General features: G+C 69.3%; 29 protein-coding genes. 18 read left to right on the top strand and 11 right to left on the bottom strand.

What is annotated here, in order from left to right:
• Positions 1-22 precede the first annotated feature (22 nt).
• Together ASD21_RS13590 and ASD21_RS13585 are read left to right on the top strand one after the other, a co-directional pair.
• A complete protein-coding gene (locus tag ASD21_RS13590; protein ID WP_056441933.1) occupies positions 23-958 on the top strand; it encodes a glycosyltransferase family 2 protein in 936 nt (311 codons plus the stop codon).
• Complete coding sequence (locus tag ASD21_RS13585) at positions 841-1,872, top strand: hypothetical protein (RefSeq protein ID WP_156398372.1); 1,032 nt, start codon at positions 841-843, stop codon at positions 1,870-1,872. Before ASD21_RS13590 ends, ASD21_RS13585 begins: the two co-directional genes overlap by 118 nt.
• Positions 1,873-2,056: 184 nt before the next feature.
• Here the strand turns inward: ASD21_RS13585 and ASD21_RS13580 are convergent, their stop codons facing one another.
• From ASD21_RS13580 to ASD21_RS13565, 4 genes are all read right to left on the bottom strand, one after another.
• Positions 2,057-2,479: a hypothetical protein gene (locus tag ASD21_RS13580; protein WP_056441927.1), complete on the bottom strand. Its 423-nt coding sequence runs from the start codon at positions 2,477-2,479 to the stop codon at positions 2,057-2,059.
• 92 nt (positions 2,480-2,571) lie between these two features.
• The gene (locus tag ASD21_RS13575; RefSeq protein ID WP_235524886.1) at positions 2,572-3,249 is read right to left on the bottom strand and encodes a DNA alkylation repair protein; all 678 of its coding nucleotides are present in this window, start codon (positions 3,247-3,249) and stop codon (positions 2,572-2,574) included.
• A gap of 25 nt (positions 3,250-3,274) precedes the next feature.
• Positions 3,275-3,754, bottom strand: a complete 480-nt coding sequence (locus ASD21_RS13570) for an SRPBCC family protein (protein WP_056441925.1) — start codon at positions 3,752-3,754, stop codon at positions 3,275-3,277.
• Between the two features lie 38 nt (positions 3,755-3,792).
• A complete protein-coding gene (locus tag ASD21_RS13565; RefSeq protein WP_056442442.1) occupies positions 3,793-4,131 on the bottom strand; it encodes an ArsR/SmtB family transcription factor in 339 nt (112 codons plus the stop codon).
• Between the two features lie 143 nt (positions 4,132-4,274).
• Between ASD21_RS13565 and ASD21_RS13560 the strand changes: the two genes are divergently transcribed.
• From ASD21_RS13560 to ASD21_RS13550, 3 genes are all read left to right on the top strand, one after another.
• Positions 4,275-5,759 (top strand): methyl-accepting chemotaxis protein, encoded by a 1,485-nt coding sequence (locus ASD21_RS13560; RefSeq protein WP_056441922.1) that lies wholly within the window; start codon positions 4,275-4,277, stop codon positions 5,757-5,759.
• A 75-nt stretch (positions 5,760-5,834) separates the two neighbouring features.
• A complete protein-coding gene (locus ASD21_RS13555; protein WP_056441918.1) occupies positions 5,835-7,055 on the top strand; it encodes a DUF2336 domain-containing protein in 1,221 nt (406 codons plus the stop codon).
• Positions 7,056-7,270: 215 nt separating this feature from the next.
• Entirely contained in the window at positions 7,271-7,693 is a 423-nt protein-coding gene (locus ASD21_RS13550) for a MucR family transcriptional regulator (protein WP_056441915.1), read from the top strand.
• 31 nt (positions 7,694-7,724) lie between these two features.
• On the opposite strand, the gene ASD21_RS13545 is transcribed toward ASD21_RS13550, so the two are convergent.
• The gene (locus ASD21_RS13545) at positions 7,725-8,126 is read right to left on the bottom strand and encodes a hypothetical protein (protein WP_056441912.1); all 402 of its coding nucleotides are present in this window, start codon (positions 8,124-8,126) and stop codon (positions 7,725-7,727) included.
• Positions 8,127-8,506: 380 nt separating this feature from the next.
• Here ASD21_RS13545 and mopJ point away from each other — a divergent pair, with 380 nt between their 5' ends.
• The 4 genes from mopJ to ASD21_RS13525 all read left to right on the top strand — a co-directional run bounded on the left by mopJ (position 8,507) and on the right by ASD21_RS13525 (position 10,048).
• A complete protein-coding gene (gene mopJ / locus ASD21_RS13540) occupies positions 8,507-9,013 on the top strand; it encodes a motility/cell cycle regulatory protein MopJ (RefSeq protein ID WP_156390648.1) in 507 nt (168 codons plus the stop codon).
• A 113-nt stretch (positions 9,014-9,126) separates the two neighbouring features.
• Complete coding sequence (locus ASD21_RS13535; RefSeq protein WP_056441906.1) at positions 9,127-9,501, top strand: hypothetical protein; 375 nt, start codon at positions 9,127-9,129, stop codon at positions 9,499-9,501.
• Positions 9,498-9,767: a DUF5985 family protein gene (locus tag ASD21_RS13530; RefSeq protein WP_056441904.1), complete on the top strand. Its 270-nt coding sequence runs from the start codon at positions 9,498-9,500 to the stop codon at positions 9,765-9,767. The genes ASD21_RS13535 and ASD21_RS13530 overlap by 4 nt, the downstream gene beginning before the upstream one ends.
• Positions 9,764-10,048 (top strand): DUF5985 family protein, encoded by a 285-nt coding sequence (locus ASD21_RS13525; RefSeq protein ID WP_056441901.1) that lies wholly within the window; start codon positions 9,764-9,766, stop codon positions 10,046-10,048. Before ASD21_RS13530 ends, ASD21_RS13525 begins: the two co-directional genes overlap by 4 nt.
• A 43-nt stretch (positions 10,049-10,091) precedes the next feature.
• Here the strand turns inward: ASD21_RS13525 and ASD21_RS13520 are convergent, their stop codons facing one another.
• The 3 genes from ASD21_RS13520 to ASD21_RS13510 all read right to left on the bottom strand — a co-directional run bounded on the left by ASD21_RS13520 (position 10,092) and on the right by ASD21_RS13510 (position 12,214).
• Positions 10,092-11,003, bottom strand: a complete 912-nt coding sequence (locus tag ASD21_RS13520; RefSeq protein WP_056441898.1) for a ribokinase — start codon at positions 11,001-11,003, stop codon at positions 10,092-10,094.
• A gap of 75 nt (positions 11,004-11,078) precedes the next feature.
• Positions 11,079-11,879 carry a flagellar type III secretion system pore protein FliP gene (fliP, locus tag ASD21_RS13515; RefSeq protein WP_442856972.1) on the bottom strand — a complete coding sequence of 267 codons (801 nt, stop codon included), beginning with the start codon at positions 11,877-11,879 and terminating at the stop codon, positions 11,079-11,081.
• Entirely contained in the window at positions 11,879-12,214 is a 336-nt protein-coding gene (locus tag ASD21_RS13510) for a flagellar biosynthetic protein FliO (RefSeq protein ID WP_056441891.1), read from the bottom strand. Before ASD21_RS13510 ends, fliP begins: the two co-directional genes overlap by 1 nt.
• A gap of 152 nt (positions 12,215-12,366) precedes the next feature.
• Between ASD21_RS13510 and flgB the strand changes: the two genes are divergently transcribed.
• The 3 genes from flgB to fliE are packed head-to-tail and all read left to right on the top strand — an operon-like array spanning position 12,367 to position 13,569.
• Positions 12,367-12,816 (top strand): flagellar basal body rod protein FlgB, encoded by a 450-nt coding sequence (gene flgB, locus ASD21_RS13505; protein ID WP_056442438.1) that lies wholly within the window; start codon positions 12,367-12,369, stop codon positions 12,814-12,816.
• Positions 12,817-12,829: 13 nt separating this feature from the next.
• Positions 12,830-13,249, top strand: a complete 420-nt coding sequence (flgC, locus tag ASD21_RS13500; RefSeq protein WP_056441888.1) for a flagellar basal body rod protein FlgC — start codon at positions 12,830-12,832, stop codon at positions 13,247-13,249.
• A gap of 11 nt (positions 13,250-13,260) precedes the next feature.
• Complete coding sequence (gene fliE / locus ASD21_RS13495; protein WP_056441885.1) at positions 13,261-13,569, top strand: flagellar hook-basal body complex protein FliE; 309 nt, start codon at positions 13,261-13,263, stop codon at positions 13,567-13,569.
• Between the two features lie 155 nt (positions 13,570-13,724).
• Here fliE and ASD21_RS13490 read toward each other — a convergent pair whose 3' ends face one another.
• Positions 13,725-14,840, bottom strand: coding sequence for an acyltransferase family protein (locus ASD21_RS13490; protein ID WP_162250236.1), 1,116 nt, complete (start codon positions 14,838-14,840; stop codon positions 13,725-13,727).
• A gap of 196 nt (positions 14,841-15,036) precedes the next feature.
• Here ASD21_RS13490 and ASD21_RS13485 point away from each other — a divergent pair, with 196 nt between their 5' ends.
• Positions 15,037-15,486, top strand: coding sequence for an ArsR/SmtB family transcription factor (locus tag ASD21_RS13485; RefSeq protein ID WP_327019760.1), 450 nt, complete (start codon positions 15,037-15,039; stop codon positions 15,484-15,486).
• Positions 15,476-15,952, top strand: a complete 477-nt coding sequence (locus ASD21_RS13480) for an SRPBCC family protein (protein WP_056441879.1) — start codon at positions 15,476-15,478, stop codon at positions 15,950-15,952. The genes ASD21_RS13485 and ASD21_RS13480 overlap by 11 nt, the downstream gene beginning before the upstream one ends.
• A 42-nt stretch (positions 15,953-15,994) precedes the next feature.
• Here ASD21_RS13480 and ASD21_RS13475 read toward each other — a convergent pair whose 3' ends face one another.
• Positions 15,995-16,246: a hypothetical protein gene (locus tag ASD21_RS13475; RefSeq protein ID WP_056441877.1), complete on the bottom strand. Its 252-nt coding sequence runs from the start codon at positions 16,244-16,246 to the stop codon at positions 15,995-15,997.
• 145 nt (positions 16,247-16,391) lie between these two features.
• Between ASD21_RS13475 and ASD21_RS13470 the strand changes: the two genes are divergently transcribed.
• Both ASD21_RS13470 and ASD21_RS13465 read left to right on the top strand, forming a co-directional pair.
• Positions 16,392-17,156: an ATP-binding cassette domain-containing protein gene (locus ASD21_RS13470; RefSeq protein ID WP_056442434.1), complete on the top strand. Its 765-nt coding sequence runs from the start codon at positions 16,392-16,394 to the stop codon at positions 17,154-17,156.
• Positions 17,149-18,696 carry a glycine betaine ABC transporter substrate-binding protein gene (locus ASD21_RS13465; RefSeq protein ID WP_056441876.1) on the top strand — a complete coding sequence of 516 codons (1,548 nt, stop codon included), beginning with the start codon at positions 17,149-17,151 and terminating at the stop codon, positions 18,694-18,696. The genes ASD21_RS13470 and ASD21_RS13465 overlap by 8 nt, the downstream gene beginning before the upstream one ends.
• A gap of 28 nt (positions 18,697-18,724) precedes the next feature.
• On the opposite strand, the gene ASD21_RS13460 is transcribed toward ASD21_RS13465, so the two are convergent.
• A complete protein-coding gene (locus ASD21_RS13460; RefSeq protein ID WP_056441875.1) occupies positions 18,725-19,198 on the bottom strand; it encodes an Lrp/AsnC family transcriptional regulator in 474 nt (157 codons plus the stop codon).
• Positions 19,199-19,333: 135 nt separating this feature from the next.
• Between ASD21_RS13460 and ASD21_RS13455 the strand changes: the two genes are divergently transcribed.
• Together ASD21_RS13455 and phoY are read left to right on the top strand one after the other, a co-directional pair.
• Positions 19,334-19,696, top strand: a complete 363-nt coding sequence (locus tag ASD21_RS13455) for a VOC family protein (protein WP_056441872.1) — start codon at positions 19,334-19,336, stop codon at positions 19,694-19,696.
• Positions 19,697-19,771: 75 nt separating this feature from the next.
• Positions 19,772-21,469, top strand: a complete 1,698-nt coding sequence (gene phoY, locus ASD21_RS13450; protein WP_056441869.1) for an alkaline phosphatase PhoY — start codon at positions 19,772-19,774, stop codon at positions 21,467-21,469.
• The last annotated feature ends 1 nt before the right edge of the window (position 21,470 follow it).

Genomic DNA, 21,470 nt, shown 5'->3' with positions numbered 1-21,470 from the left:
TTCGCCAAAGCCTGGAGCTCCCATGCGCGTCACGGTCATGATCCCCACCCAACGGCGTCCGCACGGCCTGGCGGTCGCGGCGCGTTCGGTGTTCGCCCAAACTGGCTTGGATTTGGTCGGTGTCGACTTCGCCGCCCTGGAGCTGGTGATCGTCGACAACGACCAGACGCCGTCGGCGCGAGCGACCGTCGCCGCGCTGGCCCACGAGGCCCCGTTCGCGGTCCACTATGTCCACGAGCCGCGCCCCGGCGTGGCCCACGCCCGCAACGCCGGCATGGCCAAGGCGAGCGGCGAACTGATCGCCTTCCTCGACGACGACGAAGAGGCCCCGACCGGCTGGCTGGCGGCGCTGCTGTCCGCCCAGGCGCGCTACGACGCCGACGTGGTGTTCGGTCCGGTTCGGGCCCGCGCGCCGGTCGGCGTGACCCGGCATCGCGACTACCTGGAGCGCTTCTTCTCGCGCGAAGGCCCCGCCGAGGCCGGGGTCATCGACCACTATTACGGCTGCGGCGACAGCCTGCTGCGCCGCGCCGCCTTGCCCGATCCGGCCGCGCCCTTCGCCGTGGAGCGCAATCACATCGGCGGCGAGGACGACATGCTGTTCGGCCACATGCAGGCCCATGGCGCGCGCTTCGCCTGGGAGCCGGCCGCCTGGGTCTGGGAAGACCCCGTGCCCGAGCGCCTGAGCCTGGACTACACGATCCGCCGGGCCTTCGCCTACGGCCAGGGCCCGACCTCGCACTGCGCCGCCGCCAGCCCCCCCGACCGCGTGGGCGTCGCCCGCTGGATGGCCGTCGGGGTGGTTCAGAGCGCGCTGTTCGGCGCTGTTGCCGGCTTCAAGTGGCTGACCCGCGCGGGCGACCGCGCCGACTGGCTGGACCGCGCCGCACGGGGGCTGGGCAAGACCCTGTGGTGGGGACCGTTCAAGATCCACTTCTACGGAAGGACCGCGTCGTGAGCGTCATCAGCGACTGGACCCCCGAAAAGGCCAAGACCTTCGGCCGCGAGAACCTGGTGTTCCAGCACAGCCTGCACGAGCGGCCGATGTTCGACGACGAGGGCCTGGCGCGCCTGCTGGACCAGTATCCGCGCGACCAGCTGGGCGTCTTCACCATGGGCGAGGACCCTCAGGCCTGGACCACCTGGCGCAAGGGCGCGGCGGGAAATCTGACCGGCGACCAGCTGCTGGAGGCCGCCAAGGCCGGACGCATCTGGTTGAACCTGCGCAAGACCAACGACTTCGTGCCGGAATACGCCGCCCTCTGCGACGAGATCTTCGCCGAGAAGGAGGCCCGCGCGCCGGGCCTGAAGACCTTCAAGCGGGATCTGGGCATGCTGATCAGCAGCGCCGACGCCCAGGTCTTCTACCATCTCGACGTGCCGCTGGTGTCGCTGTGGCAGATCCGGGGGCGCAAGAAGGTCTGGGTCTATCCGGTCGCCGATCCCTATGTGGGCGAGCTGGCGCTGGAGAAGATCGTCCTGAAGGAGACCGCCGAGCAGTTCGCCTTCGATCCGGCCTGGGACGCCGGGGCCCAGGTCTACGACCTGACGCCCGGGACCATGGTCACCTGGCGGCAGAACGCCCCGCACCGGATCGAGAACGGTCCGATGCTGAACGTCTCGATCTCGATCGAATTCATGACTCCGCCAGCCCTGATGCGGGCCAACGTCATCTACGCCAACGGCGTGCTGCGCCGCCGGCTGGGCGCCAAGCCGCGCGTGCAGGACGGCTTTGGCCCGATGGCGCTGGGCAAGCTGGCCGTGGCGCGCGGGGCCAAGGCCCTGAACCTGCAGACCCCGCACGTGCGCCACCTGCCGGTGACGTTCGGGCTGGACGCGCAACGGCCGGGCGTGCTGGTCGAGCGGGTCTAGAGCCTTTCGAAGGCCCCACTTGGGTTGTCATCCCGGAAGCCTCGCAGAGGCTGTCCGGGACCCAGGGGCGGCTGCACCGCGTTGGCCCAGTCCCCTGGGTCCCGGACAACGCTGCGCGTTTCCGGGATGACAACTTTCGAGGCCTGGCGCGTCTCCAGCGCCAGGCCCCAGCCCCGCGACAGCCTCACGACGTTCGTCCCCGCACCGCCAGCCAGCCGCCCAGCCAGCACAGGGGCAGGCCGGTGACCGCCAGGAGGATCGGGTACCAATGCGGTCCCAGGCCCAGGTTCCAGGTGGCGACCACCCCGGCCGTGCCGGCGATCAGGCCCAGCACGCCCAGGACGAAGGCGTGGCGCAGCGGAGTGTTCGGGGCCAGCTTGGCCGTGATCCAGCCGCCCGCCAGGGTGAACACGCTGCGATAGGCCAGGGCCAGCAGGTTCAGCAGCGGATCGTGCATCCCCTGTTCCGGCGGCGGATAGACCTTGGCGGCGTGCAGGACGGCGTCGACGCCCGTGGACAGCACGACCACGGCCAGGAAACCGGCGATCACCGCCAGCACGCTGCGGCCGATGCGGCGGGGGGAGGAACGCAAGGCCAGATCACTCATCGACGGTCTCCTTCGGAGGGCTTGTAGACAAGACGATCGGGCGGGGCCCGATGCGACAGGGCGGTGTCGGATTTTCTTCGAAACGCCGTGGATCAGCTGCGAACGGCGGTTGCCTTCGCCAGCGCCCGCAGCGCGTCCTTGCCCACCCAGCGCGGCGCGGCGTCGGGCGAGGCGGCCAGGCGACGGGCCGTCTCCAGGGCGGCGGCCTTCAGCAGCGGGCTCTCGCGCAGCCCGATCGCCCGCAGCGCCCAGTTCACCGCCTTCTTGACGAAGTTGCGATCATCGCCGGCGGCGCGTTCGATCAGGACCAGGCCGTCGAGAAACGGCTGGTCGCCCGCACCCTTGTCGTGCAGGGCCAGGCAGGCCAGCAGGGCGAAGGCCGCCCGCCGGCCGAACTCGTCGTTCAGCCCGGCCCACGCGTCGATCTTGGCGAAGGCGTGGGGCGACTGGTCGAACAGCTTGAAGCAAACCGTATCGACGATGCCCCAGTTGTCGAAGTCGGCCCGCCAGGCGTCCATCTGCTCCGGCGTCACCCGGGCCGGGTCGTCGACTAGGCTGGCCAGCATCCGGGCCTCGTAGACGCCGGTCGCCCACAGGGCGGCGGCTAGGTCGTGGTCGCGGCCCAGGCGCTTGGCGATCTTCTGTAGATTGGCCATCGACACGCCCAGGGCGCCGGGCGCGACGATTCCGAACCGGTCCAGATTGGCCAGGTCGTGGGCGGTGGCGGCCGAGCGGAGAGCGGCCATGGCGTCGGCGAGGCGATCCTCCATGGCCGTTCTCCCCCCCCGGTCCCGGTCAGACGGTTTCGAGCAGGGCGTCGAGGCGGGCGTAGCCCATCTCCATGCCGTCGGTCATGCCGCTGACGAGGGCGCCCTTGCGAGCCGCTTCGTTGGCGTAGATCACCAAGGTGGTCAGGGTGGTGCGGCCGCCGGCCTCGGTCAGGGTCGAGGTGACCGTCGTCTCGCCGCCGGTCCAGTCGTCGTCGAACACCTCGTTGTGGACGATCCGTTCCGGCGCGGCGATCTCGCGATAGACGCCGGCCATGCCCATGTCCCGGCCGTCCTGGTTGCGCCAGACATAGCGGAACTTGCCGCCGACCCGTAGGTCGATCTCGCAGACCGGCATCGTCCAGCCGGGCGGGCCCAGCAGCCAGCGCTTCACCAGGTCGGGCTTGGTCATGCAGTCGAACACCAGGTCGCGGGGGGCGGCGAAGGCGCGGGTGAACACCACTTCGCGGTCGCCCTGGGTGGCGACGGTCAGCTTGTCTTGGGCCATGGGTCGTCTCCTTCTGGATCGGATTGGGGGAGGGCGCTTCAGCGTCCCTGGGTGGTCTTCAGTTCGTCGAGCAGGGCGTCCAGGCGCTGGAAGTTGGCCTCCAGCGTCTGTCGGTAGGCCTCCAGCCAGGCGTTGGCCTCGGCCAGGGGCTGGGCCCGCACCCGCACCGGACGGCGCTGGGCGTCGCGGCCCCGCGAGACCAGCCCGGCCTTCTCCAGCACCTTCAGATGCTTGGAGATCGCCGGCTGGCTCATGGCGAACGGCGCGGCCAGTTCGCCGACCGAGGCCTCCCCCGTCGCCAGCCGCGCCAGGATGGCGCGCCGGGTCGGGTCGGCCAGGGCGGCGAAGGTGGCGTCGAGGCCTGGTCTATAACTCATCAGTTCCATAACTTGATGGCTATATTCAATCGAACCGGCCGTCAACCCCCGTCAAAATGTCGCGGCCCGGGTATGGTTAATGAGGCGTTAGGACTCAGTCGCCATTTCTCGAACCTGGCCTAGCTGGGCCTCGGAGATTCGGAATGAGCGGGTTCAATCGGCTGCCTCTTGGCTGGAGGCTGATCGTCATCCTCGGCCTGCTGGCGGGTCTGGGCCAGTTGGGCTGGGCGGCGTTCGGCGGACCGGGCCTGGTGTCGCCGTTCAGCATGGCCGGCATGGCGACGCTGGTGGCCACCCTGATCATCGGGCTCTTGGCCTGGAATGACGCTACGCATCGCGCCCTGGATGGCCTGAGCCGTTCGGTCGACGCCCTGGGCGCGGGCCAGTACGACAAGCCGCTGGTCTCGCCCGAGACCGACGATCGGCAGGTCCGGGCGCTGGCCAAGGGCCTGGACGGCGTCCAGCGCAAGCTGGCCAGCGACCAGGCGGCCCGCGCCGCCGAGGACGCCGAGCGCGCCGCCGCCGACGTCGAGCAGCGCCGCCACCTGCAAGAGGTCGAGACCTACGCCCGCACCCAGCTGACCGTCGTCAACGCCGTGGGGCAGAGCGTCGAGAAGCTGGCCGGGGGCGACCTGATCTCGCGCCTGCGCGAAGACGCCTTCCCGCTCGAGGCCCGCAAGATCCCCACCGACTTCAACGCCGCCGTCGACAACCTGCAGCAGACCCTGGCCGGCGTCCTGGGCGCGGCCCGAAGCATCCGCGCCGGCTGCGGCGACATCTCGGCCGCCGCCGAGGACTTGGCGGGGCGCACCGAACGCCAGGCGACCGGCATCGAGCGGACGGCCGCGGCCCTCGACCAGATCACCGCCACCGTCAAGAAAAGCTCCGACAACGCCGAGCAGGCGCGAGGCGTGACCCAGAGCGCCAAGTCCAACGCCGAGAAGAGCGGCCTGGTGGTGCGCGAGGCCGTCGAGGCCATGGGCGGCATCGAGAAATCCTCGCAGTCGATCACCCAGATCATCGGCGTCATCGACGAGATCGCCTTCCAGACCAACCTGCTGGCCTTGAACGCCGGGGTCGAGGCCGCCCGCGCGGGCGACGCCGGCCGCGGCTTCGCGGTGGTGGCGCAGGAAGTGCGGGCCCTGGCCCAGCGCTCGGCCGACGCCGCCAAGGAGATCAAGGGCCTGATCCGCGCCTCCAGCGAGCAGGTCGACAAGGGCGTCAAGCTGGTCGGCGAGACCGGCCACACCCTGGACCAGATCCTGGGCCAGGTGATCGAGATCAACGACCTGGTCGGTGAGATCGCCGCCTCGTCCAAGGAGCAGGCCGGCGGCCTGGCCGAGGTCAACGCCGCGGTGAACCAGATGGGCCAGGTGATCCACCAGAACGGCGCCATGGTCGAGCAGTCGGCCGCCGCCACCAGCGCCCTGGCCGCCGAGGTCGAGGAACTGGAGCGGCTGCTGGGCGGCTTCCAGGTCGGCGCCCAGATCCACGAATACCGCCCGCGCCAGGACCAGCGCCGCGAGGCCCCGGCCGCGCCGCGCCGCGAAGCCTTCCGCGATCGCTACGTGCAGGGCGCCACCGCGCTGAAGATCGAACCGCGCTCGCGTCCCGGCGAGTGGCGGTAATTCGAGGGCCGCTCATCCGATTTTAAGGGCGCTCTGGTCTAGGCTGGAGCACGACGGGCCTCCGTCAGGACGACCATGAACGAATACGCCGCGCCCTTCGCCAGTCCCGAGCCCGAACCGGCCGCCACGCCGCGCTCGCGCGCCGCCCTGCTCAAGCGGCTGGCCGACGTCGTCTGCCTGCCGGCCAGCCGCATCAACGCCTTCGAACGCGCCATGACCGCCGACCTGTTGGTCGAGATGCTGCGCGACGCCGTCGTGGGCGAGCGCGAGAAGGTGGCCCGGCGCCTGGCCAATCTGACCGAGATGCCCGGCGTCCTGGTCCGGCTGCTTCTGCGCGACGAACTGCCGGTGGCCCGGACCCTGCTGGAGCACGCGCCTTCGCTGACCGACGCCGACCTGATCAGCTGCCTCTACAACAGCACCCAGGACCATCGCCGGCTGATCGCCCAGCGGCGCGGGGTCAGCGAGGTGGTGGCCGACGCCCTGGTCGACATGGACGAGACCGGGGTCACCGAGGTCCTGCTGAAGAACGACCTGGCGCGCTTCAGCCATCAGGGGCTGGAGAACATCGTCGCGGCCACGCGCGACAATCCGCAGATGATTCCCCTGTTGCTCAAGCGCGCCGAACTGCGGCCCAGCCATGCCTATGTGATGTTCTGGTGGTCCGACGCCGAGGCGCGGCGCACGATTCTGCAGCGCTTCGCCGTGTCGCGGGAAATCCTGCAGGACGCGGTCGGCGACGTTTTCCCCCTGGCCTCGGCCGAGGGCTGGCAGGATCCGCTGTCGCGAAAGGCGCTTCAGTTCATTGAACGACGTCAGCGAAATCGCGCCGCCATCGCCAAGAGCCCCTACGACAGTCTGGAGGCGGCGATCGCCGCGGCCCAGAACGGCATGACCCGCGAGACGGCCGAGGAGATCTCCTACCTGTCGGGCCTGAAGCCGATGACCGGAGCCAAGATCTTCACCGACCCGGGCGGCGAGCCGTTGGCGATCCTGTGCAAGGCCACCGGCCTGCCGCGCGGGGCCGTGAGGGCCTTGTGGCGAGGCCTGCGCCGACCGGAGACCGACGCGTCCGGCGCGCTGGACGCGGGGCTGGAGCGGGTGCTGACGGCCTTCGACACCATCGCGGTGGACCGCGCCCAGACCATGCTGCGCTATTGGAACTGGTCGCTGTCGTCGGCCATGACTCCGGCCCTGCTGAAGGCCATCCGCGAGGGCGACGAGGCCGCCATGGACGAATATTCGGTGCCGCAGCGCGCCGCCATGCTGGCGCTTTCTCGAGACTTCGCACGCTAGTCGACCCTAGTCGTTGAATGTGTTCATCGACGGCTGCCCGTCTGGAATTGAGATTTCCGTCAACTGAAGGCCGCGTCCGAGATCGGCCAGGCCAGTCCATCGCCGCCGATGAATGGTAGATACCTGCACGTCTATGTTGCTCGCGTGTAATAATCTGCTATCCAAAACTGAATTGGCGTCTAGCGCGCCAATACGAGTCGGGGGGAGACAAGAAGATGGACACGCAGTCCGATCTCATTGAAGTCACGGCCGGCCTTGTCGCCGCCTATGTCGCGGGCAACACCGTCGCGGCGGCCGACGTGCCGACGCTGATCCGCAGCGTGCACCAGGCCCTGTCGAACGTCGGAACCAAGGTCGAGGCGTCCGAGGTCGGCCGCGAGCCGGCCGTGTCGATCCGGCGCTCCATCACCCCGGACTATCTGATCTGCCTGGAGGACGGCCGGAAGTTCAAGTCGCTGAAGCGGCACCTGCGCACCAAGTACGACCTGAGCCCCGAGCAGTACCGCGCCCGCTGGGACCTGCCGCGGGACTATCCGATGGTCGCGCCGAACTACGCCCAGGCGCGGTCCGACCTGGCCAAGCAGATGGGCCTGGGGCAGGGCGGCCGGAAACCGGCGCGCCGGGCTCGCGGCGCCTAGAGCGCGCCAGGCGCCGGTCCGATCGCGCGGCTCAGCCCGTGACGCCGATGGTCAGGACGTAGTCGGCGGTCTCGTCCCGCATCGCGGCCGATTCGGTCAGATAGACGATGATCATGTAGGCGCCGGCGACGGGCGTTCTGCCGGCATAGGTCGCGCCCATGCTCGAGCTGCTGAACAGCGGCTGGTCCACGCCGGGCGCGACGACATTGAACCGGGCCGAGGCGTTGCGGGTCCGCAGTGACGCCTTCAGCGTCTGGCCGGCGCGCACGGTGAGGGCGTAGCTCACGCCGCCGTCGGCCCGGATCGAACCGGTCACGGTCGCCGAGGACGCGCCCTTGGCGAACCGAACCTGCTCCGTCCGGAAGGGCGCTTGGGCGAGCGCCGCCGAAGACAGGCTCAAGAGGGCGAGGGCGATCAGCCCGGGCTTCCGCATTGGGGCCTCCAGCCTCCGGATGTCTCGTTCCGCCACCATAGCATGCGGGCGAGGCCATGGCGGGCGTTTCGCGCCGTCCAGGTTGCGCTCGTCGCCCCGGCGAACGCGTGGGCGGGACAGCTCGCGAACCGCCCCCGGGAGCGCCCTCGACCCATCAGCGGATTTGAGTCTGAGCGTTCATTAACCTTAGTTCAAACAATCGCTTGCGCCGCTCGGGGTCATTTTGGACATCCATTCGGCATCCCGATCGCGTCGCGATCGTTTCGCTTGAGGATTGACTCATCTCAACAAACTTAGCTGTAGGGCGCGATTTTCGCTGGCGGCGATTCGGTCCTTAAGACATAGTGAATCGTCGTGATTCCAACGGCTTGTTAAGGAATCTGAAGATGAACGCGCAGCTGAGCGCATCGGCCACGGCGGCCCGCGCTCACCAGGAGATGTTCGCCTATTGGGCGTCCCTCCGTCGGGGGGCAAGCCTCCCGTCGCGCGTCGACCTGCATCCCGCCGGCATCAAGCGCATGTTGCCGACCGTCAGCCTGATCGACGTCAAGCGCGACCTCGACGGCGCGATCGACTACCGCCTGCGCCTGGCCGGCACCGGCCTCTACTCGGTCTATGGCCGCGAGATCACCGGCCGCACCCTGGAAGACGTCTACAACAGCGCCGCCGTCGAATACTGGCGTCGCGAGCTGGACAAGGTGGTCACCGAGCGGCGCCCGGGCGTCGGGGTGCACAGCCTGGCCTGGAAGGGTTCGCCGCACATGTCGATCCTGTGGCTGCGCCTGCCCCTGGCCAGCAACGGCAAGGACGTCGACATGATCCTGGGCTACGACGCCGTGGTCGGCTCGCAGGTCAGCGACCAGCACAGCGGCATCCGCGCCGCCTGACGGCGTTTCGCGCATCGGCCGGGCAAAGAACGCCATGGCTCAGCTTGCCCTCGCCTTCCCGCCGCCTATTGTCCCCCTGCTGCCGCTTGAGGGAATCTGGGGGAAGGGCCGGGGTGACCGTCGACCGCGACGTCTTTCAGTTCATTCGCGAGCACGTGCGTTCGGTCTGGGCTCTGGAGCTGCTGCTGCGGCTCAAGCATGATCCCGAGCGCTGCTGGTCGGTCGAACAGCTGGTCGGCGACCTGCGGGCCAGCCACAGCCTGGTGACCGACAACCTGACCGCCTTCGAGGCCGCCGGACTGGTGGTCGCCGACGACCGCGGCTGCTTTCGCTACCAACCCGCCGCCCCCGTGCTGGCCAAGGTCTGCGACGACCTGGACGCGACCTACCGCACCAAACCCGTCACGGTGATTCGCTGGATCTCGGCCCCGACCGAGCGCCTGCAGTCCCTGGCCGACGCCTTCAAGTTCAAGGGGAAGGACCGATGAGCGGGCCGACCGTCGTCTACATCCTGTGCATGCTGGCCAGCATGACCTGCGCGGGCCTGCTGACCCGGGCGTGGCTGGCCAGCCGCTCGCGCCTCCTGCTATGGACCGCGATCAGCTTCGGCTTTCTGGCCCTGAACAACCTGCTGCTGGTGGCCGACCTGGTGATCTTCATCACCCAGGCGAACCTGCTGCCCTACCGCCAGGCCGCGGGCGGCCTGGCGGTCGCCACGCTGCTCTATGGCTTCATCTGGGAGGTGGACGAATGAGCGCGCCGATCACGCCGGTCGAGGGGCTGATCGCCGGCGCCCTGGCCACGGGCTTCCTGGTGGCCGGACTGTTCTTCCTGAAGTTCTGGAGCCGCACGCGCGACGGCCTGTTCCTGGCCTTCTCGGCCGCCTTCGGCCTGCTGGCGGTGAGCAACGCCCTGCCGGTGGTGCTTGGCACGCCGCAGGAAGAGCGCGGCGGTCTCTACCTGATCCGTCTGGCCGCCTTCGTGCTGATCATCGTGGCGGTGCTGGCCAAGAACCTGCGGCGCGGCGAGCGGTAGGCAATAGCCCGCTCATCCGGCATTCGCCGGGATGAGCGGAATTTTAGCCCTCCAGGAACTGCTCCACCTCGCGCCGGCTGGGCATGGACGGCGCGGCGCCGGGCTTCTGGACCGAGAGGGCGGCGGCGGCGTTGGCCAGTTCGACGGCGTCACGCAAGTCCATGTTGGCCGCCAGGCCCGCGGCCAGTGCGCCGCAGAAGCAGTCGCCGGCCCCGGTGGTGTCGACCGCCTTGACCTTGCGGCCCTCGACCAGGAAGGCCTCGTCGCGACGGATCGTGGCCACGCCGGCCTTGCCGAGCGTGACGATCACCGTCTGGTCCGGGCGGCTCATCAGCTTGCGGGCCACGCGGCTGATCTCCTCCAGGCGCGACGGCTCGTGGTCCAGCCGGGCGTAGGTGGCCAGTTCGGTCTGGTTGAGGATCAGGATGTCGGTCAGCGGGAACAGCGCCGCGCCCTGGGGCAGGGCGGGGGCGGCGTTGAGGATCCGCAGGGCGCCCTTGGCGACGCCGGCCCGGAACAGCGCCTCGATGGCCGGGGCGGGGGTTTCCAGCTGGCAGAGCAGCACGCGCTGGCCCTCCAGCGGCGTGGCGGCCACGTGCTGGGGGGTGAGGGTGGCGTTGGCGCCGCTGGTGACGACGATCATGTTCTCGCCGCTGGACGACACCCAGACATGGGCCTGGCCGGTCGGGATCGAGGGCAGCTCGGCGACGTCGGAGACCTGCACGCCGTAGCCGGCCAGCTTGGCCTTCAGGCTGGGTCCGCTGTCCTCCTTGCCGACCGCGCCCATCAGCCGGGTGGCCGCGCCCATGCGGGCGGCCGCGACGGCCTGGTTGGCGCCCTTGCCGCCGGGGAACAGCTCCAGCGAGATGCCGGCCACGGTCTCGCCCGGCCGCGGCAGGTCGTCGACCCGCGCCACGGCGTCCAGATTGATCGACCCCAGTACGAAAACGCCCATTGCTCTTCTTCTCAAGATTCCTCGGTCGACGCGCTTTCCTCACGCGAACCGGTTTCCACTTCGCTCGAAAGCGCTCTAGCCGCCCCCGGACCCTCGCTGGAAGCTTTCGACCAGACTGCCGGCGACGAGTCGCCAACCGTCCACTAGCACGAAGAAGATCAGCTTGAACGGCAGGCTGACCGTCGCGGGCGGCAACATCATCATGCCCATGCTCATCAGCACGCTGGCGACCACCAAGTCGATGACCAGGAACGGGATGAACAGCAGGAAGCCGATCTCGAAGGCGCGCTTCAGCTCCGAGATCATGAAGGCCGGCGTCACCACCTTCAGCGGCGTGTCGACGGCGGTCTTGGGCTTCTCGATCTTCGACAGGCGGATGAACAGGGCCAGGTCGTCCTGGTCGACCTGGCGCAGCATGAACACCTTGACCGGGGCGGAGGCGGCGTCGAAGGCCTCGGGCATCTCGATCTGCTTGTCGAGCAGCGGCTTGATCCCGTCGTCGTAGGACTTCTCGAAGGTCGGGCCCATGACGATGGCGGTCAGGAACAGCGCCAGGCTGATGATCACCGGGTTGGGCGGGCTCTGCTGGACGCCGATGGCCGTGCGCAGCAGGCCCAGCACCACCACGATCCGCACGAACGAGGTGGTCATGATCACGATCGACGGCGCCAGGCTGAGCACGGTCAGCAGGCCGACCATCTGCACCACGCGCTCGGACAGGCCCGCGCCGGTGCCGAGGTCGACATTGATCGCTGACTGGGCGGTGGCCACGGCGGGGCCGATCACGGTGACCAGTCCGGCCAGGATCGAGATGATGGCGGCCTGGCGAAGGTCCTTGGGGTCGGCGCCGGTGATCAGCTTGAGCAGGCGGCGCATCAGACCACGATCTCCCCAGAGGACCTGGAAGGGGGCTTGGACGCGGGTTTGGGCGGGGAAGGGGGCTTCTTCGCCTTGCTAGGGCCCCAGTCCAGCAGTTGGCCTTCGCCCAGCATTAGCAGGCGCTCTTCGCCGTCCAGCGTGAACAGCACCAGGCGGCGGGTCGGGTCCAGGACCAGGGTCTCGACCACCCGCAGGCGGCGGTCCTTGCGCAGGGCGGTGATGCGCGACATGGCGTCGGGCCCGAACTTGCGCAGGGCCACGCCGGCCAGTCCGACCAGGCCCAGGGTGACGGCCAGGGCGGCGACGGCGCGGATCAGTTCGAAGATGTCCATGACGCCTGGCTGAAGCGAAGAAGGGGGGGCGGAACGAGGAAAGAAAACGAGTCGCGAAGGAGAATAGCGCAGGGCGCGGCGCGGAGCCGCACCCCTGATGTGCAGCACGGTCCTTAATGCCCAATTAACCCTGTTTCTTCACCATGAGCGACATGGGTCCCGACGACATTCCCCTTTTCGCGATGCTGAAGAGCCGCATGGGCTATCTGTCTCAGCGGCAGAAGGTCATCGCGCAAAACGTCGCCAACGCCGACACGCCGGAATACCAGCCGCGCGACCTGAAGACCTACAGCTTCAAGGCGACGCTGGACCAGCAGGCGACGGGCCAGCCCTATCGCGGCGGACCGGTTTCGCCGACGGCGACCAACGGCGTGCAGATGATGGCCACCAGCGCCGCCCACATGGCCCCGCTCAAGACGATCAGCCCGTGGCGCGCGCCGGAAGGTCAGGACACCGAGACCACCCTCGACGGCAATTCGGTGACGCTCGAGGACCAGATGCTCAAGATGACCGACGCGCGCATGAACTACGACGCGGCGGTCGGCTTCTACCAAAAGTCCATGCAGATGCTGAAGACGTCCACGCGTCGGCCGGGCGGCTAAGGGGTAAATCCAGATGACCGAGATCCGCTCCCAGTCGATGGCGACCATGGCCATCGCCGCCAGCGCCCTGAAGGCCCAGCAGGGCCGGATGCGGGTGATCGCCGAGAACATCGCCAACGCCAATTCGACGGCCCGCACGGCCGGCGGCGATCCCTATCGCCGCCAGGTGCCGGTGTTCAAGCCGACCCAGGTGGCCGGCGGCGAGGGCGTGTCGATGGCCAAGGTCGATCCGGACCGCAGCGACTTCCGCACCGAGTACGACCCCGGCAACCCGGCCGCCGACGCCAAGGGCTACGTCAAGCTGCCCAACGTCGACACCCTGGTCGAGGCGCTGGACATGAAGGAGGCGCAACGCGCCTACGAAGCCAACATGAACGTCATCGAGACCTCGCGCGCCATGGAAGCGCGCACGCTCGACATCCTGCGCAAGTAAGGGGCTAGGCTATGATCACCGCGCTCGCGGCCGCCAAGGCCTACGCCGCCCAGGGCTCGATGGCCATGCCGTCGATCGGCGCGGCCGACGCTCCCAAGAAGGGCATGGATTTCGGCGCCCTGGTGAGGTCGGCCATGACCGACACCCTGCACCAGACCCGCGCGGCCGAGACGAAGATGGCCCAGCAGGCGGCCGGCAAGGCCGAGCTGATCGACGTCGTCACCGCCATCTCCTCGGCCGAGGCGAGCCTCGACACGGTGATGGCCGTGCGCGACCAGGTGATCTCGGCCTACCAGGAAATCATGCGGATGCCGATCTAGGGGCCGGCCAACCGCCGTTCGGGTTCGGAAGCGAAAAACCTCGTCCTTCGACAAGCTCAGGATGAGGTTTTCTACTGCCACCGCCTGCACTTGGTCCTCATCCTGAGCTTGTCGAAGGACGAGGACCACGCACCACGCTTGAATATCGACGCCCCCTACCGCCCGACGACCGCGAGGCGATCCTTCAGTTTCAGGAACGGGGTCTCGAGGAACCTGAAGGACAGCTGCGCCAGCAGGACGATCAGGGCGACGGCGAGGATCACCCCCATCGCGCGTCCCGGGACGCTGGTCGACAGACCTGGCGCGTATCGATCCAGGGCTGGCATCAGCACCCAGAAGACCAGCGAAAGCCCGAAGGCGTGGAACATGTAGAGGCCGTAGGAGATGCGGCCGCCGCGGACGATCGGCGCCGGAACCGCGTCCGCCCTCACGCCCAGGACCGATAGGAAGACCGCCACGGTCCCCGCCAGGATCAGCCCCCAGCCGGCGAGCGCCAGGATCGCCGACGGCGATTGCGGGTCCCAGCTGCGCACCCCGCAGACGCGCACCGCGACCAGCCAGCAGGCCAGCCCGGCCAGCGCCAGCGCCAGTCGGGTCGGCCAGGCCCAGCTTGGGACGCGCCCCTTCAGCAGGATGGAGAGCAGGCAGCCGGCGGCGAAGAACTGATACTGCACCAGGCCGTTGGTCCATTGGCCGTTGTCGCCGGCCACGGGATGCCGCGCATACAGCCAGATCGTCCCGTAGGCCGCGACCAGGGCGACGACGGCCAGCCATCCCATGGCGCGTCGGCCGCCCCAGGCCAGGACCAGGGGCACGAGAAGGTAGAACTGTTCCTCGACCGAGATGCTCCACAGCGGATCGACCGGACCCGCCACCCAGCCCTTCAGGGCGACGTGCCAATTGCCGTAGAACAGGGCGAAGGCCGCGAACTGGTCGGGGCGCGCCGGACCGAAGCCCGGCCTCAGGTGCTCCAGCGCCGTCAGGCCCAGCAGGACGGCGAAGTAGAGCGGCCAGATCCGCAGGATCCGGCGTCCGTAGAACGCCCCCACGCCGATCTTGCCGGTCGCGTCGCGCTCCCGGGTCAGCAGCTCGGTGATCAGGAAGGCGCTCAGCAGGAAGAACACTGGAACGCCGAAGGCGCCCGTCCACAGCGCGTCCCGAAGCCAGGAGCCTTCGGCGGCCAGCGGCAGGTAGTCTGGAAGGTGAAAGGCCAGCACCAGGCCAAAGGCCGCGAGCCGCAGCCCATCCAATTCTGGTCGATTGTAACGCACGCCGCCCCTCCCGAGCCCACTAAGCGGGGCCTTTGGAGATGCAAACAAATGCAAATCTCTGAGTCATGCAACAGGAATGGCCTCGGAAAATAACGTATTTCTTCTGCAAATCTTTTCATAAACTCCGACCAGCCTGGCGGAGCGGCGGGCGCGGACCGGCGCCGCACCGCGGATTCGGACGCGGACCATTTTTCATGTGGTCCTCGCGGCCGACATTGACGGACGCCGCCCATCGCGATATTTAAGCAAATGCTTTAATATCTTACTGGTCGCAAACGTGCAGTCTTTTCAGCCTCTTAGTGACGCCTTCGCGGCCCTGGGCGACGAAACCCGGCTGGCGATCCTCAGTCGGCTGGCCAGCGAAGGCGACATGACCGTGCAGGAGATCGCCCGGCCCTTCGCCATGAGCCTGCCGGCGGTGTCGCAACACCTGAAGGTGCTGGAGCGCGCCGGGCTCATCGCGCGGGGGCGCGACGGCCAGAAGCGCCCCTGCAGCCTGAACGCCGAGCGCCTGGCCGAGACGGCGCGATGGTTCGATCACACGCGCGCCGCCTGGGAAGCGCGGCTCGACCGGCTGGAGCGCTTCCTCGCGCAACCGCAATCCCCACGACCAACCGTCTCGAAAGGTGAAGACCATGAGCCATGACCCCCGCGCGACCTGGGCGCTCGACCGCGAGGTCGTGCTGTGCCGCGTGATCGCCGCGCCGCGCGCCCGCGTGTTCGAGGCCTTCACCGATCCGGGCCAGATCACGCGGTGGTTCGGGCCGGAGGGCTTCACGACCGAGACCCTGGAGATCGACATCCGCGAAGGCGGCCGCTGGCGGTTCGTCTACACCGGCCCGGACGGCACGCGCTGGGACAACCGCATGGTGTTCCTGCGCATCGAGGCGCCGAGGCTGTTGGAGATGGAGCATGGTTCGGACATCGACGACGATCCCGCGCGGTTCCACACGACGATCACCTTCGATGAACAGGGCGACGGCAAATGCGTGCTGACCATGCGCCAACTGCTCCCGACGAAGGAGCAGCGCGAGACCGTCATCGGCTTCGGCGCGGTGGAATTGGGGTACCAGACCCTCGACAAGCTGGCCCGGCACCTGGGCGTGGGGTGATCCGCCGGCGCGTTCGGTGTGTCCCGAACGCGCCGTGGCGTCTCAGTGCGAGATCGTGACGTCCAGGTGCGGGATCGCCGTGATCCAGGCCGCGCTCAAGGCCCAGGCCTGGTCCACCAGCTGGTGGATGTCGATCATGCCGCGCGCCGTGGCGATCATGCCGCCCCAGACCAGGGCGTTGAGCAGCACCATCACCACCACGGCCCAGCGCAGCGGGGCGAGGGCGCCGCGGGCGCGCTTGCGGGCTGAGGTGACGCGGGCGTCGAACAGGCGGGCGGCGAGGGCGGCGGCCATGGGAATCTCCAGTGAGCGTTCGCCTCGCGTCGAACCATGCGCGGGGAATCAGCTGTCGCATTAGGCTTCCCACGCCGCGCGTTCTGACTGACTGTGACAGGACGTCCCTGCGACAGGGCGCCGCTTGTTCGCCTTCGGGAGCCGCATGACCGACGCCATCGTTCTGGACCAGGTGCGCAAGGCCTATGACGGCGCGACCGTTCTCGAACCCACCAGCCTGTCCATCACGCAAGGCCAGTTCGTGGCCCTGGTCGGCGGATCGGGCGCGGGCAAGACCACCCTGCTCAAGACGATCAACGGCCTGGTCGAGACCGACGGCGGCCGGGTGCTGATCGACGGGGCGGCGACCGCCGACCTCGACGGGCCGACCCTTCGCCGGCGGATCGGCTATGTGTTCCAGGGGGTGGGCCTGTTCCCGCACCTGACCGTGGCCGAGAACATCGCCATCGTCCCGACCCTGCTGGGCTGGGAGCCCGCCGCGACCGCCGCGCGGACCGCCGAGCTGCTCGACCTGGTCGCCCTGCCCCGGGAGGTCGCCGCGCGCCGGCCCGCCGCCCTGTCCGGCGGCCAGCGCCAGCGGGTGGGCGTGGCGCGGGCCCTGGCGGCCAAGCCCTCGATCCTGCTGATGGACGAGCCGTTCGGGGCGCTGGATTCGGTGACCCGCGTCGCCCTGGCCGACGACGTGCGCCGGCTGCACGACCAGCTGGGCCTGACCACGGTGATGGTCACCCACGACATCGCCGAGGCCGTGCTGCTGGCCGACCGGATCGTGGTGATGGCGGCGGGGCGGGTGATCGCCGACGACACGCCTCGGGCCCTGCTGGCCGGCCATCCCGACCCGGCCGTCGAGGCCTTGATGCAGGCGCCGCGCCGCCAGGCCGCCCGGATGCGGGAGGTCGCCGGTGAATAGTGGCCTGCTGTCCCTGCTTCCCGAGCGCCTGGCCTGGCACGTCATCCTGTCGGCGGCCGCCCTGGCGCTCGGCCTGCTGATCGCCCTGCCACTGGGCGTGCTGGCCGCCCGCAGCCCGCGCCTGCGCTGGCCGTCCCTGGCCCTGGCGGGGCTGGTGCAGACCATCCCCAGCCTGGCCTTGCTGGCCCTGTTCTATCCGCTGCTGCTGTTGCTCTCGAACCTGGCCAAGGGCGCGTTCGGTCACGGCTTCTCGGCCCTGGGCTTCCTGCCGTCGCTGCTGGCCCTGACCCTCTATTCGATGCTGCCGATCCTGCGCAACACCGTGACCGGCCTGACGGGCGTGGATCCGGCGGTGGTCGAGGCGGCGCGCGGCGTGGGCATGACCGACCGCCAGCGGCTGTGGCGCGTCGAGTTGCCCCTGGCCGCGCCGGTGATCATGGCCGGGGTGCGCACGGCGGCGGTGTGGACCATCGGGGCGGCGACCCTGTCGACGCCGGTCGGCCAGACCTCGCTGGGCGACTACATCTTCTCGGGGCTGCAGACCGAGAACTGGGCCATGGTCCTGACCGGCTGCGTCGCCTCGGCCGTGCTGGCCCTGGTCGTCGACCAGTTGCTGGGCCTGATCGAGCGCGGGACCGAGCGGCGCGATCGGCGGCTGTGGGGCGCGGGGCTGCTGGGCCTGGCCGTCGGCCTGGCCGTGGCCGTCGCGCCCCTGGCCGCCGACTTGGCGCCGCGCCCGGCCCGCTACGTGATCGGCGCCAAGAACTTCTCCGAGCAGTACATCCTGGCCGAGCTGATGGCCGACCGGCTGGAGGGGCGGGGCGGGCAGGTGACCCGCAAGATCAACCTCGGCTCGGCGGTCGCCTACCGGGCCTTGGCCGCCGGCGAGATCGACGCCTATGTCGACTATTCCGGCACGCTGTGGGCCAACGTCCTGGGCCGCGGGGACAACCCCGGCCGCGCCGCCGTGCTGGACGGCCTGCGCGCCGAGCTGAAGCGCCGCGACGGCGTGGTGCTGCTGGCCCCGCTGGGCTTCGAGAACGCCTACGCCCTGGCCATGCGCCGCGACCGCGCCGAGGCCCTGGGGATCAGGACCCTGGCCGACCTGGCCGCCAAGGCTCCGCAACTGACCATGGGGGGCGACCTGGAGTTCTTCTCGCGCCCCGAATGGACAAGCGTGGAAACGACCTACGGCCTGCGCTTCAAGGCCAAGCGCCAGTTCCAGCCGACCTTCATGTACCGCGCCCTCGGCTCGGGCGAGGCCGACGTGATCTCGGCCTTCTCCAGCGACGGCCGCATCGCCGCCGACGACCTGGTGGTGCTGGGCGACCCGAAGGGCGCGCTGCCGCCCTACGACGCGGTGTTGCTGATCGCGCCGGGCCGGGCGGGGGACCGGCGGCTGCGGGACGCGCTGGAAGATCTGAATGGCGCGATCAGCGTCGAGGCGGTGCGGAAGGCCAACTTCTCGGTCGATCGGGATGCGGGGAAAGTCTCGCCGAGCGAGGCGGCGCGGGCGCTGGAGGCGGAGCTCAAACACTGACCTTTTGATCCGCGGATTTTGGAATGCCTCAATCCTCGTCCAGCGAAACCGGGATCGTCAGCCCGCGCTTGACCACGCCCAACGCCACGTTGGTGGTGAACTTGCGGACGTTGGGGTTCTCGATGGTCAGGCGGGCCATCAGGGCGTCGTAGGTCTCGGTGTCCGGCGCGGTGACCACCAGAATGAAGTCGGCCTCGCCGGTCACGTAGAAGGCCTGCTGCACGTGCTCCTGGCCCGCCAGCCAGGTCCGCAGCTGGGTCAGCAGTTCGGGCCGGTCGCGCTCGACCTCCAGCGAGACGATGAAGAAGGTCGGCCGTCCCACCTTGCGCGGTTCGAGGATGGCGGTCTGGCGGACGATGACGCCGGACTCCTTCAGCTTGCGCAGGCGGCGCTGCACGGCCGAGGGCGACAGGGCCACCCGCTGGGCCAGGTCTTCCGACGTCCGGCCCGCGTCCTCCTGGACCAGGTTCAGAAGCTGGCGATCGAAGCGGTCGAGTTTCATGGTCGCCAGCCTATGCGAAAACAACGCGCGAGAACGCCGAATTTCCGCGTTTCGCCGGCCGTCTTCGCCGCCAAACGCCGCGTTGGCGCGGCTACACGTCACGGCGTCGTTTCACTCCCCTGAAAGGTCGCTCCCTTGCTCGATCACCTCGAAATCCGCACCCGCCGCCTGGACGACTGCGTCGCCTTCTACCAGCAGGTCCTGGAGCCCACCGGCTATCGCCTGGTCGTGGACGGTCCCAAGAAGGGCTTCGGCTCGAACGGCGGCCGGCTCGACTTCTGGATCGTCGAGGGCGAGCCGTCGCTGGACGTGCACTACGCCTTCCTCGCCGCCGACCGCGCCGCCGTCGACCGCGCCTACGGCCGGTCCGGCGAAAACGGCGGCGTCCAGGAGCGCGCCCCGGCCGTGCTGCCGCAGATCCATCCGCACTACTATGCCGGCTTCGCCCACGATCCGGACGGCCGGCTGATCGAGTTCGTCAGCCACGTCCCCGTCTAGGCGGGGCGGACGAAAACGCCCGGCGAGGGTCAGTTCCGGCTTGCGACGGTTTTGTGACGATGCTTGTTGGCGCGGATGTTCAGCCTGCCCAAAACCGTCGCCCGCAAAGCCGCCGCCCTGGCGGCCCTGACCGCCGCTCTCCTGGCCGCCCCGCTCGCGCCGGCCCTTGCCGCGCCGGTCGCGGCGCCCAAGCCGAAGCTGGTGGTGGTGATCTCGATCGACCAGTTCAGCGCCAGCCTGTTCGAGCAATACCGCGCCGACTTCCACGGTGGGCTGGGCCGGCTGGCGCGGCAGGGGACGGTCTATCCCAGCGGCTACCAGTCGCACGGCATGACCGAGACCTGCCCGGGCCACTCGACCCTGCTGACCGGCAAGTATCCCAACAAGACCGGCGTCGTCGCCAACGACTTCTACGACCTGGCGACGGGCAAGAAGACCTACTGCCTGGACGACCCGTCGGTGACCCTGGCCAACGATCCGTCGGGCGGCGGCCGCCTGGTCAGCCCCAAGCTGCTGATGGCCACCACCTATGGCGACTGGCTCAAGGCGGTGTCGCCGGCCAGCAAGGTCTATGCGGTGTCGGGCAAGGACCGCGGCGCGATCAACATGGCCGGCCACCAGGCCGACGGCGTGTTCTGGCTGGAGACGCGGTTCGGCATGACCACCTGGGTGGAACCGGGCCAGGACGCCAAGGCGCGGCTGGCGCCGGTGGCGGCGTTCAACGCCAAACTCGTCGCCGACCAGAAGAAGAAGCCGTTCGTCTGGACCTATGCCGACAAGCGCTGCAAGGCGCTGGAGAGCGACTACGTCACCGGCGGACGGGCCTGGCGCGCGGCCCTGCCTCGACCGGCCGCCACGGACGAGGCGGGCGTCACCAACGACCTGTCGATCAGCCCCTATACCGACCGCGTGACCCTGGAGGCCGCCCAGGCCCTGCGCGAAGAATTCAAGCTGGGCGACGGCGAGGCCACCGACGTGCTGACGATCAGCCTGTCGGCCACCGACTTCATCGGCCACCGCTACGGCGCCAAGGGACCGGAGATGTGCGACCACCTGCTGCGTCTGGACGACCGGCTGGGCGCGTTCCTCGACGGCCTGGGCAAGGTCAAGGGCCAGGTCCTGGTCGTGCTGGCCGCCGACCACGGCGGTTCGGACTTCCCTGAGCGGCTGGCCCAGCAGGGCTACGACGCCGGCCGCGTGCCGTCGATCCCGTGGATGAAGGCGCTGAACGCTCAGGTCCGCGACGAACTGAAGCTCGACTACGACCCGCTGGTTCAGGCCGGCGGCATCGAGTCGCTGTACGTGGTCGGGGCCGACGGCAAGACGCCGACGGCGCTGGACCGGGCCCGCGTGGTCGCCGCGGCGCTGGCGATCCTGGCCAAGCGCCCGGAGGTCTACGAGGCCTACGACGCCAACACCCTGTTGACCGCCGCCGCCCCGCCCAAGGGAACGCCGCCGGACGAGATCAGCGTCGCCGAGCGCATGCGCCGCAGCGCCTATCCCGGCCGGGTGGGCGACATCCTGGTGGCCTTCAAGCCTTACCAGACCTTGGCGGCGGCGGGCGCGACCTATGTGGCCAGCCACGGCAGCCCCTGGGACTACGACCGCCGGGTGCCGATCCTGTTCTGGTGGAAGGGCGGCCCGGCGCGCGAACGGGTGCTGCCGATCGAGACGGTCGACATCGCCCCGACGCTGGCGGCGGTCACCGGCGTGCCGGCCCCGGCCGACGTCGACGGACGATGCCTGCCGCTGGGGGCGGGGCCTGGCTGCTAGT

Source organism: Caulobacter sp. Root1455 (genome assembly GCF_001426905.1).
Classification (GTDB): domain Bacteria; phylum Pseudomonadota; class Alphaproteobacteria; order Caulobacterales; family Caulobacteraceae; genus Caulobacter.
Note: the sequence above shows the minus strand (reverse complement) of the source record. Positions and strands in the feature narration are given on the sequence as shown.

What these genes read in the sequence shown, in the direction of transcription:
- ASD21_RS13590 (WP_056441933.1), top strand. Translation starts at nt 23, where the DNA reads ATGCGCGTCACGGTCATGATCCCCACCCAACGGCGTCCGCACGGCCTG.
- ASD21_RS13580 (WP_056441927.1), bottom strand. Translation starts at nt 2,479, where the DNA reads ATGAGTGATCTGGCCTTGCGTTCCTCCCCCCGCCGCATCGGCCGCAGC.
- ASD21_RS13575 (WP_235524886.1), bottom strand. Translation starts at nt 3,249, where the DNA reads ATGGAGGATCGCCTCGCCGACGCCATGGCCGCTCTCCGCTCGGCCGCC.
- ASD21_RS13570 (WP_056441925.1), bottom strand. Translation starts at nt 3,754, where the DNA reads ATGGCCCAAGACAAGCTGACCGTCGCCACCCAGGGCGACCGCGAAGTG.
- ASD21_RS13565 (WP_056442442.1), bottom strand. Translation starts at nt 4,131, where the DNA reads ATGAGTTATAGACCAGGCCTCGACGCCACCTTCGCCGCCCTGGCCGAC.
- ASD21_RS13560 (WP_056441922.1), top strand. Translation starts at nt 4,275, where the DNA reads ATGAGCGGGTTCAATCGGCTGCCTCTTGGCTGGAGGCTGATCGTCATC.
- ASD21_RS13555 (WP_056441918.1), top strand. Translation starts at nt 5,835, where the DNA reads ATGAACGAATACGCCGCGCCCTTCGCCAGTCCCGAGCCCGAACCGGCC.
- ASD21_RS13550 (WP_056441915.1), top strand. Translation starts at nt 7,271, where the DNA reads ATGGACACGCAGTCCGATCTCATTGAAGTCACGGCCGGCCTTGTCGCC.
- ASD21_RS13545 (WP_056441912.1), bottom strand. Translation starts at nt 8,126, where the DNA reads ATGCGGAAGCCCGGGCTGATCGCCCTCGCCCTCTTGAGCCTGTCTTCG.
- ASD21_RS13530 (WP_056441904.1), top strand. Translation starts at nt 9,498, where the DNA reads ATGAGCGGGCCGACCGTCGTCTACATCCTGTGCATGCTGGCCAGCATG.
- ASD21_RS13525 (WP_056441901.1), top strand. Translation starts at nt 9,764, where the DNA reads ATGAGCGCGCCGATCACGCCGGTCGAGGGGCTGATCGCCGGCGCCCTG.
- ASD21_RS13520 (WP_056441898.1), bottom strand. Translation starts at nt 11,003, where the DNA reads ATGGGCGTTTTCGTACTGGGGTCGATCAATCTGGACGCCGTGGCGCGG.
- fliP (WP_442856972.1), bottom strand. Translation starts at nt 11,879, where the DNA reads ATGCGCCGCCTGCTCAAGCTGATCACCGGCGCCGACCCCAAGGACCTT.
- ASD21_RS13510 (WP_056441891.1), bottom strand. Translation starts at nt 12,214, where the DNA reads ATGGACATCTTCGAACTGATCCGCGCCGTCGCCGCCCTGGCCGTCACC.
- flgB (WP_056442438.1), top strand. Translation starts at nt 12,367, where the DNA reads ATGGGTCCCGACGACATTCCCCTTTTCGCGATGCTGAAGAGCCGCATG.
- flgC (WP_056441888.1), top strand. Translation starts at nt 12,830, where the DNA reads ATGACCGAGATCCGCTCCCAGTCGATGGCGACCATGGCCATCGCCGCC.
- fliE (WP_056441885.1), top strand. Translation starts at nt 13,261, where the DNA reads ATGATCACCGCGCTCGCGGCCGCCAAGGCCTACGCCGCCCAGGGCTCG.
- ASD21_RS13480 (WP_056441879.1), top strand. Translation starts at nt 15,476, where the DNA reads ATGAGCCATGACCCCCGCGCGACCTGGGCGCTCGACCGCGAGGTCGTG.
- ASD21_RS13475 (WP_056441877.1), bottom strand. Translation starts at nt 16,246, where the DNA reads ATGGCCGCCGCCCTCGCCGCCCGCCTGTTCGACGCCCGCGTCACCTCA.
- ASD21_RS13470 (WP_056442434.1), top strand. Translation starts at nt 16,392, where the DNA reads ATGACCGACGCCATCGTTCTGGACCAGGTGCGCAAGGCCTATGACGGC.
- ASD21_RS13460 (WP_056441875.1), bottom strand. Translation starts at nt 19,198, where the DNA reads ATGAAACTCGACCGCTTCGATCGCCAGCTTCTGAACCTGGTCCAGGAG.
- phoY (WP_056441869.1), top strand. Translation starts at nt 19,772, where the DNA reads ATGTTCAGCCTGCCCAAAACCGTCGCCCGCAAAGCCGCCGCCCTGGCG.